9 protein-coding genes and 1 pseudogene are annotated in these 11,550 nt (G+C 61.2%); 9 read left to right on the top strand and 1 reads right to left on the bottom strand.

Going from position 1 to position 11,550, the window contains the following annotated elements; genetic code table 11:
• Positions 1-5: 5 nt before the first annotated feature.
• From NKJ00_RS24740 to NKJ00_RS24705, 8 genes are all read left to right on the top strand, one after another.
• Entirely contained in the window at positions 6-563 is a 558-nt protein-coding gene (locus tag NKJ00_RS24740; protein ID WP_352441930.1) for an invasion associated locus B family protein, read from the top strand.
• A 13-nt stretch (positions 564-576) separates the two neighbouring features.
• The gene (locus tag NKJ00_RS24735; RefSeq protein ID WP_023809957.1) at positions 577-1,245 is read left to right on the top strand and encodes a hypothetical protein; all 669 of its coding nucleotides are present in this window, start codon (positions 577-579) and stop codon (positions 1,243-1,245) included.
• Positions 1,246-1,283: 38 nt separating this feature from the next.
• Positions 1,284-1,745 (top strand): DUF4189 domain-containing protein, encoded by a 462-nt coding sequence (locus NKJ00_RS24730; RefSeq protein WP_352631606.1) that lies wholly within the window; start codon positions 1,284-1,286, stop codon positions 1,743-1,745.
• Positions 1,742-2,278: an invasion associated locus B family protein gene (locus NKJ00_RS24725; RefSeq protein WP_352441932.1), complete on the top strand. Its 537-nt coding sequence runs from the start codon at positions 1,742-1,744 to the stop codon at positions 2,276-2,278. The genes NKJ00_RS24730 and NKJ00_RS24725 overlap by 4 nt, the downstream gene beginning before the upstream one ends.
• 419 nt (positions 2,279-2,697) lie before the next feature.
• Positions 2,698-4,146 (top strand): TolC family protein, encoded by a 1,449-nt coding sequence (locus tag NKJ00_RS24720; RefSeq protein ID WP_352441933.1) that lies wholly within the window; start codon positions 2,698-2,700, stop codon positions 4,144-4,146.
• Between the two features lie 39 nt (positions 4,147-4,185).
• Positions 4,186-6,318, top strand: coding sequence for a type I secretion system permease/ATPase (locus NKJ00_RS24715; RefSeq protein ID WP_023809953.1), 2,133 nt, complete (start codon positions 4,186-4,188; stop codon positions 6,316-6,318).
• A gap of 42 nt (positions 6,319-6,360) precedes the next feature.
• Positions 6,361-7,650 (top strand): HlyD family type I secretion periplasmic adaptor subunit, encoded by a 1,290-nt coding sequence (locus NKJ00_RS24710; protein ID WP_128304951.1) that lies wholly within the window; start codon positions 6,361-6,363, stop codon positions 7,648-7,650.
• A complete protein-coding gene (locus NKJ00_RS24705; RefSeq protein WP_128304952.1) occupies positions 7,640-8,278 on the top strand; it encodes a ribbon-helix-helix domain-containing protein in 639 nt (212 codons plus the stop codon). The genes NKJ00_RS24710 and NKJ00_RS24705 overlap by 11 nt, the downstream gene beginning before the upstream one ends.
• A gap of 23 nt (positions 8,279-8,301) precedes the next feature.
• Here NKJ00_RS24705 and NKJ00_RS24700 read toward each other — a convergent pair whose 3' ends face one another.
• Complete coding sequence (locus NKJ00_RS24700) at positions 8,302-9,234, bottom strand: transglutaminase-like cysteine peptidase (RefSeq protein ID WP_352585625.1); 933 nt, start codon at positions 9,232-9,234, stop codon at positions 8,302-8,304.
• Between the two features lie 324 nt (positions 9,235-9,558).
• Between NKJ00_RS24700 and NKJ00_RS24695 the strand changes: the two are divergent.
• A pseudogene (locus tag NKJ00_RS24695) lies at positions 9,559-11,550 on the top strand (hypothetical protein); the annotation flags it as partial.

The raw sequence follows: 11,550 nt of genomic DNA, 5'->3' as shown, positions 1-11,550 counted from the left end.
CAGGAATGAAAGGACTTGTTGCCCTGACCTGCCTGGCGCTCTGCGGCGGCCTCGTGCCGGCCGCCGGGCAGGCCGCGTCGACCTACAGGATCAAGCCATCGGACGTGGTGGTGCCGCCCGAGGTGAAGCTCGGAGACTATCAGCGCACCATCCGCCCGTTCGATAACTGGACGCTGATCTGCGACGAGAACCTCAAGGCTCGCAAGAAGGTCTGCAACGTCTCGCAGATCATCGAGGACGCATCAGGCAAGATGGCTTTCAGCTGGTCGCTCGCCGCCACCCAGGACGGCAAGCCGTACATGATCCTGCGCACCGCTCCGAACGCCAGGAGCGATGGTCTGGTGTCGCTGAGGTTCGATGGACAGAAGCAGCCGATCGACGTGCACCTGAACGGCTGCAACGAAATGGTCTGCGTCGGCATGTTGCCGGTAGGCCCCGTCATGCGCCGACAGATATCGCAGAATGCGACACCGGCGATCTCCTATTCGACGGTCGACGGTCAGACGATCACCGTGACCGCAACGCTCAAGGGGCTGTCAGAGGCCCTTTCACCACTCAAATAACCGGGGCATCACCATGAGCCAGCAGGACCAGTTCACGTCCGCGAAACGCACTGCGACCGTCGAGGCGGATCGGCAGAGGCGGGCCGAGTCCCCAAGGCGGCGCTGGCCACGCGTGGCCGGATATTCACTTCTGGGATTGGTCGTGGCGGGCCTTGGCTTCGCCGCAGGGAACTATGCCGCCATCGCCAATCTGGTCGGCGGCGCGACGGCCGCACCCGCAGAAACTGCGGCGGCCCCCGTACTTCCGGACACGCCCTTCCTCGAGCATGTCAAGCAGGCCGGTGTGCAGGCCTGCTCGACCGTCTATCCGGCGCTCGGACAGATTCTGACGAACGGCACGAAATACAGCGTCAAATCCCTGTGGAACGACCAGGCCGCCGACAAGCACGCCATTCAGGCCTTTGTCGGCATGGACTATGCGTCGGAACGCTATAGCGGACCGGCCGCCGGCATCGTCTTCGCATCGCCCACCGCCACGGGTTGCGAAGGGGCGATGGTGCGGGTGGCGCCATTCGCCAGCCCGTGCGCCGACATCGCATCCATCCTGCCGCAGGGCAGCAAGATTACCGACCATCTCGGGCAAGTCGAGGTCTACGAGCTCGGCGGCAATGCCGGCGAAGCGCTTCTCCTGCCGACGGGCAAAAGCTGTGTGGTGATCTCCCTCGCTTCGGCGGCGAAGTAGGACGCGAAGCGATTGAGGTTAAGGAAAGGATGCCGACCATGAGATTGCAGGGTTTGGCAGTTTTGGGCTTGACCCTGTTGTGGAGCGGACAAGTCGTCTCGGCCGACCTTGTGGCCCCACCGGAGCCGCAACAGGAGGAAAAAGGCATCTGGGCGGCCATTGCCTATTCGCAGGCCGATACCAAATACGGCTTCTTCTGGGGCGCCGACAAGCGGCAGGAAGCGAAGGACATCGCACAGAAATATTGCGAGAACGCGGGCGGAAAGGCCTGCAACGTCGTCACCGTCTTCCGCAACCACCGCCATTGGAATGATGACGACGAGACCGGCTTTCCCTACAAGCACTGCGGTGCACTCGCCGTGGCAGACAAGGTGGAGAACCGTTTCACGCCCTGGGGCGTGAACTCGGCCGAGACCCGTCGCGAAGCGGAGGATCTCGCTTTGCAGGCCTGCGAGGCGGCGGGAGAGAAATGCAAGATCCGCGAGTGGGTCTGCACATGAAGCTTGGCCCGAAGGCCGTCTCCGCATGTGGGGCAATTCTATTCTCGTTGATGTCGCCGGTGTCCGCCCAGCAACAGGTGGCGGCTGTCCCGGATGGACCCTCATCGCTGCGTGAAGTCTATCAGGACTGGAGTGTGACCTGCTCGGTTCGAGAGAAGGCGAGAGTGTGCTCGCTCGCGCAAGATCAGGTCCAGCAGAACGGGCAGAGGCTTCTTGCCGTGGAGATCGCGGCACGACCGGACGGCTCGACGACGGCTACCCTGCTTCTGCCCTTCGGCATCCTGCTCGACCCGGGCGTGACGCTGCAGATCGACGATCAGCCGCCACTGTCCCCGCAGCGCTTCAGGACCTGCCTGCCAACGGGTTGCGTCTCCGTCTTTACCGTCGATCGGCCGACGCTTGGAAAGCTGAGGGGAGGCTCGGTGCTGAAGCTCAATGTGACGACGGACGCCGAGACCCCGCTGAGCTTCCCGGTCTCGCTTCGCGGCCTGACCGCGGCGCTCGACCGCATGGTGGCGTTGAGCGCAAATTAGGGTGCGCGCTGACCCAGCTTTTGGCCGCAATCAGCGACATGACGCGCACGCCGGCCGCCGCGACGGAGTATTTTGGGGCGGCTGCCGAGAGGGCGTACCTGAAAATGGCTCAACTTCAGGTTGGGTCATCAACAGCCGCCATACCCACATGGCATGATTCTGGCCATATCGGCCCACTGACCTGCCGTTTTTCGGGCTATCCCGCAGAGTGCGGCGTCCGGATACAACCGGAGCGAGCCGACGTTATGTGCTATTTTTGCTACATCTCGCAGCCTTGTTGCCCAAAAAGGCTATTTAGCGACCTCTAAATCAATAATCGCTCACATATTTCGTGAATTTGTGAATAATCCACCGACGGGCAGGCCTTGGCTTGGTTAGCGCTCTGAAAAGGACGCTGGGGAAACGTTAGGGTGGGATTGATGAATACGACAAACATGTCGACCATAGGCAGGCGCCTTGGTCTTTTGATGGCGGCCACCATGCTGACCTGCGGGAGTGCTCATGCGCTTACGCTCAAGGAGGCGATGGCTGTCGCGGTGGAATCCAATCCCGAGATTGGACAGGCGATCGAAAATCGCGAAGCAATCGAGTTCGAGTTGCGGCAGGCCAAGGGCCTTTATCTTCCCAGTGTCGATGTCGAGGCATCGGCCGGCGTTCGCCGGCTCGACAATTCATCCCGGCGCTCCCTTTCCATCGAAGACGACGCGCTCTATCCGGCTGAAACGGATCTTACCGTTTCGCAGACGCTTTATGACAGCGGCGCAAGGCGGGCCGAATTGAACCGTCAGGCATCGCGCGTCGATGGCGCTTCGTTCCGGGTGCTGGAACGGTCCGAATTCATCGGGCTGTCCGTTGTCCAGGACTATCTGGAATACATGCTGCAGGCTTCGATCGTTGTCGAAGCGAAGAAAAATCTCGGCTTCCACCAGGGAATTCTCGGCGACATCCGGCAAGGCATTTCGGGCGGCGCGCTGAACGAGGCCGACCGGCAGCAGGCCGAGGAACGGCTGTTTGCCGCCAAGGCGCGCATGCAGGAGGCGACCGAGGAACTGGAAGCGGCCAAGATCCGCTTCTTCAAGACCGTCGGAAAGCCACTGACCAGCCCATCGAGGCCGGGCGATGTCTCGGCTGCGCTCCCGCGATCGCTTGACGAGGCAATAGGGTTGGCGCGCGAAAGCAATCCGCGCGTGCACATGGCCAACAGCGACATCGACGCGGCGGCTTCCCTCGTGGATGCCGCACGGGCAAAATTCGGCCCCTCCATCATCGCTGAAGGTCGCGCCCGGGCGGGAACTGACATTGACGGCGACGATGGCGACACCAGCGACCTTCAGGCGCGCGTGGTCCTGCGGTGGAATCTCTACCGCGGTGGTATTGACAAGGCCAACGAGCAGGAGCAGATCCGCCGCACCAGCGAACAGCGCCTGGCGCTGCATCAGGTGCAGCGCGAAATCGAGGAAGCCGTTCGCACGTCATGGGATCGCCGTTTCCGGCAAGCCGATCTGGCAAAGACCCTGAGGCAGCAAGCCGCCGCCAATGAGAAGCTGGTCGCTTCCTATCGCGAGCAGTTCAAGGTTGGACAGCGCTCGCTGCTCGACGTGCTGGATGCGCAGAATACGCGGTTCAACACGGCAACGCTGGCGGATACCGCGTCCTACGCATCGCTGTTTGCCCAGTACCGGCTTCTGGCCGCGACCGGACAGTTGCTGAAAACGATGAACCTTCAGCCGGCAAAGCAAGCGACAGCCTATGCACGCACCGAGTTCGCAGCACCGGAAACCGCGGACACTGAAACTTATGCGCGGACGCCATCGGAGCAGAAGAACGACCTGCCATTCGATATTCTCGCCCCGGTGAGGAAGAAGTAAGACGACGCAAGGCCCAGCGAGCGTCCTGACGGGCAGATCGTGAACCAGCAACCCAACATCCTCTCCCCCAAGGAGGCGTTCAAGGCCTGTTTCTCAGCCGTTGCCGGATATCTCGGCAGGCCGAGCGCGGAGACCGTGCTGTTTGCCGGCGTGCCGCTCTCGGACACGCGAATTGCGGTCGACGACATCAGGCACCTTGCCGAACGCATCGGCCTGGAAGTCACCGAGTTCAACCACCGGGATTTTCTCAGGGGGCGTATCGATCTGCCCGCAATCGTCTTTCGCGTCAGCCAATTGCCCGTTGCCCTGCTCGCTCTAGGCGAAGACGATGCGTATATCACCGCGCCCCAGGAAGACGGCCGCACCGCGATCGGCCGATCGGAACTGGCCGCCAGCTACATCAGCGGCGGCGCTTCCTTCTCGATCACCTACGCCAATGCCGCCGAGACCATGTCGGTCGGCTCGGCGGCCAGGATCGAGCGGAGACATTGGCTCACGGGGACGATGGGCGCTTTCTGGCGCACCTATTCGAAAGTCGTCCTGGCGGCGGTGTTCATCAATCTGCTGGCCATAGCCTCGCCGATCTTCACCATGAACGTCTACGACAGGATCCTGCCGAACAAGGCAATATCGACACTGTGGGTGCTGGCTCTCGGCATCGGTGCGGTCATCCTGTTCGACCTGCTTTTGAAGACGGCCAGGGCCTCCCTCATCGACTATGCCGGGCGCAAGGCGGATCTCCGAATATCCTATCTGCTGTTCGAGAAAGTGCTGAACTCGTCGCTGTCGGCGCGCCCCGGATCGACCGGTGAATACGCAAACAGGGTCACGCAATATGAATTCGTCAGGGAGTTCTTCACCTCCAACACCATAAGCGTGTTCATCGACACGGCATTCGTCTTCGTCTTTCTCCTTGTGATCTATGCAATTGGCGGCTGGCTGGTGATCATACCGGCGCTGGCCTTCGTGATGTCCGTCATCGTCGGCCTGGTCACCCAGCGCCGCATCGGCAAGCGCGTCGCCGCCTCGATGAACGAAGCATCGCAGCGCCAGGCACTGCTGGTCGAATCCATCTCGACGCTGGAGACGATCAAGTCGCTGCGCGCCGAGGCGTATCTGCTGCGAAAATGGGGGGAGCACTCCAAGAACGCCGCCAACACGTCCGAGAAGATCAAGCAGCTTTCGGCGGCGGCGGGCAACATCACCCAGTCCATACAACAGCTGGTGACCGTCGCCCTGGTCGTGGCCGGCGCCTATGCCTTCTCGGAAGGGCATGTTTCGACAGGAGCAATCATAGGAACGGTGATGCTGGCGAGCAGGGCCGTGGCGCCGCTCGGCCAGATCGCCATAACGTTGTCCCGGTTTCGCCAGGCCATGCTCTCGCTGAGAATGGTGAATTCGATCATGGCTCAACCGGAAGACCGACCTGACACGGTGGGTTTCGTCAACCGCCCCATTCGCAAGGGGGCGATGGTGTTCAGGAATGTCGGGTTCGTCTATCCCGGCTCGGAGAACGAGGTTCTGACCGGCCTGAATTTCTCGGTGAAGCCAGGGGAGCGGATCGGCATCATCGGCCGCATAGGATCGGGAAAGACGACGATGGGGCGGCTGATCGGCCGGCTCTTCCTGCCGACGTCCGGTGAGTTGCTGCTGGATGGGATCGACATTCGCCAGTATCACCCGTCCGAGGTTCGCGCCGCGGTCGGCATCGTTGCGCAGGCCGGCGACCTGTTCTCGGGCACCATCAAGGAAAACCTCCTGATGGCATGCCCCGAGGCTACGGACGAACAGATCATCGAAGCTGCAAAGGCGGCCGGCGTCGACGATTTCGTTTCACGCCACCCGCGCGGCTACGACATGAATGTCGGCGAGCGCGGCACCAATCTTTCCGGCGGCCAGAGGCAGACCGTGGCGATCGCACGCCTGCTTTTGACCAAACCGAAAATCGTCTTTCTGGATGAGCCGTCGGGCTCGATGGATCTTGCCTCGGAACGCCAGTTGATCAAGCAGCTCAAAGTCGCTTTCGACCGCGACACGACGCTGATCGTCTCCACACATCGGTTCAGCATGCTTGAGCTGGCCGACCGCCTGATCGTTATCGAACGGGGCAAGATCGTTGCCGACGGACCGAAGGACCAAGTCATACAGGCGTTGCAGAAAACAAGCGCCTGACAAAACAATTATTGCTGCATCCAATGCGTTGGGGCGTGGGAAATGCTTGCCAGGGAAGATCGACCGCCGCTGTTTGCGTCGGCGTCCATATTCATCATCGGAGCGCTCTTCGTGGTCTTTGTCGCCTGGGCGTCCTTTGCCGAAGTCGATGAGATCGCACGCGGCGACGGCAAGGTCATACCCGCTTCCAAGACCCAGATCATCCAGGCGAGTGAAGCCGGTGTCGTTCAGGAAATCGCCGTGACGATTGGCCAGGTCGTCAAGAAGAACGATCTCATCATTCGTCTGGACAACACGCTCAATACGTCCAGTCTCGGCGAGCAGCAGGCCAAGGCGCGCGCGCTGGAAGTGCGCATAGCAAGGCTGAAATACGAACAGGCCGGCAATCTCTCGGGCCCATTTCCGTGCCCGCAGGACATCCAGTCGGTCGCTCCGCAAATCTGCGACAATGAACAGAAGCTGCTCATTGCCCGGCGCGGGAACTTCGACAACAAGCTGTCCGTGCTCAAGTCACGCCTCGATCAGCGCGAGAGGGAACTGGCCGAGGCGGTGGCCAATTCCGACCGTCTGACCAAGAACCTGGTCGTCAGCGACCAGGAGGCGAAACTGGTCGACGCGATGGTCAAGAAAGGCCTGATGGCAAGGACCGAGCAGCTCCGGGTAGAGCGCGAACAGACCGAACTCAACGGCCAGCTGAACCTGGCCGGCGAAACAATAAAGAAAGCCAAGGCCGCGATCACGGAAGCCCAGCTGCAGGTCGAGGAACTCGGCCTGCAACTGCAGCAGGAGGCGTTGGACGACCTTACCCAGGCGCTGGCGGAACTTTCGGTGGTGGATGAAACCATAAGGGGGGCCACCGACAAGGTCGCGCGCACCGATATCCGGTCTCCCGTGGATGGCATCGTCAACACGCTGGAGCTCAACACGGTCGGGGCCTTCGTCCAGCCCGGCGCCGTCGTCGCCGGCATCGTGCCGACCTCCGAGACGTTGCTGGTGGAGGCACGGGTCTCGCCACGGGATGTCGCGTTCATCCGTCCCGACCAGGAGGCCCTTATCAAGGTCACCGCCTATGATTTCTCGATCTTCGGCGGCATCGAGGGCAAGGTCTCCAACATCACAGCCGACAGCCTGGTCGATCAGAAAACGGGGGAACCCTACTATCAGGTGCGCGTGGCGACGGACAAATCGACCCTTCAAAGAGACGGCAAGGCCTATTCGATCATTCCCGGCATGATCTGCTCGGTCGACATCAAGACCGGGCGCAAGACGATCCTGCACTACCTCCTGAAGCCGATCAACAAGGCGCGCGAGGAGGCAATGAGTGAGCGGTAGCGCCAGCCCTCATCCTGATGGCGAGCGACTGCTTCCGCCAGTCGCGGCCGAGGATTTTGGGCTTGAATTTCGGGTCGTGGCGCGTGGCGGCATAAGACGCGGCATCCGCTTGGAGCGGGCATTCTGGTTGTCGCTGAAGCAGATGGCCGAACGCAGGAAATGCACGATCGGCATGCTCATCGACGAGATCGCCGAAAGCCAGGCACAGACAGGCAATTTGACATCCGCGATCCGGGTGGCCTGCATGCGTGGGTTGGCGGATGAAAACCTGACCTTGCGAAGGCTTGCATCGATCAACACCATCAACGCCATACTGGTCGCTTGCCCGTCACCAGCCTTTGCGCTGGCATCGTCGAAGAAGATCCTGTCGTTCAACGCGCCGTTCCAGCAATTGGTCAAACGTCAATTGCCGATCGCCCCAAGCGATGACGCACGGCACGACCTCAAGCTGGCGCTGGACCTCAACGTGGCCGACATCTTCGCGCGGCTCGATGCCAATGGCGAATCGCCGGTGGCCACCGGTTTTGTCATCGGCGCGGGTGATCGTCGATACCGGGGGCAATTGAATGCGGTGCGGGCTCCGGTGCTCGAGCCGGAGCTGCTGATGGCGTTCGTCTTCGGCGGCTGAATCACCACCAATCCAACGAGAACTTACGGCTGAAAACCTTCGCCAGGTGCGACGGTTGCGATACCGCCTTTGATGTCAGCCATCTGGGCTCCGCCCGGTCTTGAACCGTGGATCCAGGCCCGGTCCGTGCTGAACGAGTAGAGCGGAACGTAATCCGGGAGATCGCTGTCACGCACGACAGTGTTGCTGAGGCTGTCGAGAATGAAGGTGCCGCTGCCTGTGCTCACCGACAGCACTGCGTGAAAGAAGCCTCGCTTGCGGTCCTGGAGAACAACCAGCGCCATGCTCTGCGTTGGAATGCCGGCCCTCAGCAGGGCCGTCATCTTGAGTATGGCAAAATCCTCGCAATCGCCGGCTCGCCGCTCGAGAATCTCCGAAGGCTTCGCCCAATAGTCGAGCTTGCCGTAGACGACGCTATCTTTCCTGTAGGCGATCAGGCGATTTACGCTGCTGTTGACGAAGGACAGCTTCTCGCTGAATCCCTTGCCTTGAGCGGCGGCGACCATGCCGGCAAAAGCTGTGCTCTTGCGCTCGCAGGGGCTGCCCGCCGAACAAGCGGTGATTGCCCGGTACACGGGCGCCCAGCGCGCCGCGACGGGAAAATTGCGCATGGACAAGGCAACCGATCCGAAGACCCCCGGAATGATCGACGCGGTCTGCACCGGATCTATCCCGGCGTCATCTCGCGCCGTTGACGAGCCATCCCCGCGGTCAGCATCTGCCGGGCCATAGCTGCTGATGACCTGACCGATCCGGTAAGCGCCCGCAGGCTGCCTGGGCTGGGGCCTCGCCAGCGAAACACCGCCGAGACAGGGCGGCGTCTGGACCTTCTCCTGAGGCCAGCCGGATGCGGCGATATCGCTCGCGAATGACGGCCCCGCCAGGCCGACAAGCCCGATTGCCAGCAGGAGCATCTGGAGCCGGGTTTTTCCCGGAACTGGTTTTTGCTTTTTCATAACGCCCACCTTTGACTGTGGACGCTACCAATCTTGTCTCAAATTATTGGAAAGGAAGGTGGATAAATATCCAGCAACTGTCTTTATCCAGTTTGTCTAAAATTTTATTCAAATTTATACTTTGGTTCACCAAAAAGATCCCGACTAGTCATCCGTCAACCAGACCTCCAGAAACCAACATATATCAGGTTATATTGTTGCGGTTTACCACGTGTAAAAAATGCCGGGCAATGCATATCATAATATATGAAATAGATTAGGGGGCAGTTGCAAAGTAGAAGTGGCCGCTGTCTCTATCCGGTAAATATCGGAGGGGTTTCAGCCATGACGAACAATATCGAGTTGGACAGCTTTTCGGCTTCCTTGAACGAGCATTCCGCGTCCAATGAACACGCCGATCAGGCGTCGCCGGCGGAGATCCGGGTCGCACAGGCAAATTCGACGCAGCCCGCGCCGGCAGCGTCCGAACCGGTGCCGGTCGATGTCGGCGGCGGAGCGCCTGTCAAGCCAGAAGCCCCCGCGGAAGCAAAGGCACCGCCGGCAGCTGCGCCGCACGAATACGTAGCCGACGCCAGCCATGTGGTGAGGCTTCCCGCCAACGCCTCCATCGACAACATCAAGGTCGATGGCCAAAACCTTCTGCTCGAACAGGCCGACGGCTCGGTGATCGTGGTCAAGGATGGCGCCCTGAACGTGCCGACCTTCATCATCGGCGACGTCGAGGTGCCGCGCGTTGCTTTGCTGGCGGCACTCGAAGCCAGCCATGTCGATGTCGCCTTCGGCGCCGACGGTTCCATATCGGCCGGCCCGGGCGGTTCGAATTCAAGCGCGGGCGGAGACTTCTCGGTTCCCCCCGGCGGCATCGGCGACGGGTTCGACCTGTCGGCCCTGTTGCCCCCGACGGCCTTGCAGTTCGGGCTTCTGGAGCGGCGCGAGCTATTTCCCTCGATCGTCGACAGGCAGGTTACAGTGACGGCCACGTCATTGCTTGCCCCATCCGAAGCGGCCAGTGAAACAGGCCTTGATGGCGATGAGAATCAGTCGCCCGGCAGTGACGCGCTAAGCGATGCTGAAACGTCCGGCACTGGAACGATCAACATCGATGCGCCGGATGGAATTGGGTCGATTGTCATCAATGGCGTCACCGTCACCGCCGTCGGCGATCAGATACAAGGGCAGTACGGCTTCCTGACGATCGTCTCCTTCAATCCGAGCACCGGTGCCATCGAATACAATTACACGGTGACCGAATCGGTCTCCCACACGGATCAGACACCCGGCTATGATCCGAGCACCGATACGGTTCCTGACAATTTCAGCATCACTGTCACGGATGTCGACGGCGATTCGGCCAGCACCACCTTTGCCGTCGCCATCGTCGACGACGTGCCGACGGCGGTTGCCGATATTGACAGCATTGCGGCGGGCCAATTCGGCCCCGCGACGGGCAATGTGCTGGTTGGCGGCACCGATGTCGTCGACGCCAACACGACAGACGGCGTTGCCGATACCCAAGGCGCCGACGGCGCGACCGTGGTGGGCGTTGCCAAGGGCACGACGAATGTCGATCTGGACAGCACGGCCACGCTCAACAACCCTCTCCAGGGTGAATATGGCAAGCTGACGCTGCTCAGCGACGGCAGCTATACCTATGTGCGCGACGCCGGCACGCCTGGCGGCGTCAACGACGTCTTCACCTACACCATCAAGGACGGCGACGGCGACACCTCGCACACCACGCTGACGATCTCGATCGGCAACTCGACGCCTGTGATCACCGACCTGACGCCGGAGGCCAATGGCGGCGACGTCATCGTCAACGAAGCGGCATTGAATGTCGGCACGCCGGGCGGACCTGGCTCAGATCCGGCAAGCACGGCGGAAATCGGCGCCGGCACCTTCACCATCTCCTCGCCCGACGGCATCCACTCGCTGGCAATCGAGGGCAACGCCTTCATTACCGACGGCGTGTTCACCGCGGGCTCGTTCACCACCGCGCTCGGCAACACACTCAACGTGACGGGTTACAATGCCGCCACCGGCCAGGTGAGCTACACCTACACGCTGGTCGACAACGAGGCGCATGATCCCATTCAGGGCACCAATAACCTGTTCGAGAACTTCACCGTCACGCTGACCGACCAGGATCTGCAGAGCGCCAACGCCACGCTATCCGTCAAGATCGTTGACGACGTGCCGACGGCGCATGATGAAGCCTCGCAGTCGATTGCGGAAGGTGCCCCAGCGCTTACGGGAACATTGGACTTCGTCGCCGGCGCCGACGGCGCGACGGTGACGCATGTCAACGGCACGCCG

Source organism: Mesorhizobium sp. M0227, assembly GCF_040321855.1.
Taxonomy (GTDB): Bacteria; Pseudomonadota; Alphaproteobacteria; order Rhizobiales; family Rhizobiaceae; genus Mesorhizobium.
The sequence above is the reverse complement of the archived record's forward strand: the minus strand, read 5'-3'. Positions and strand labels throughout refer to the sequence as shown.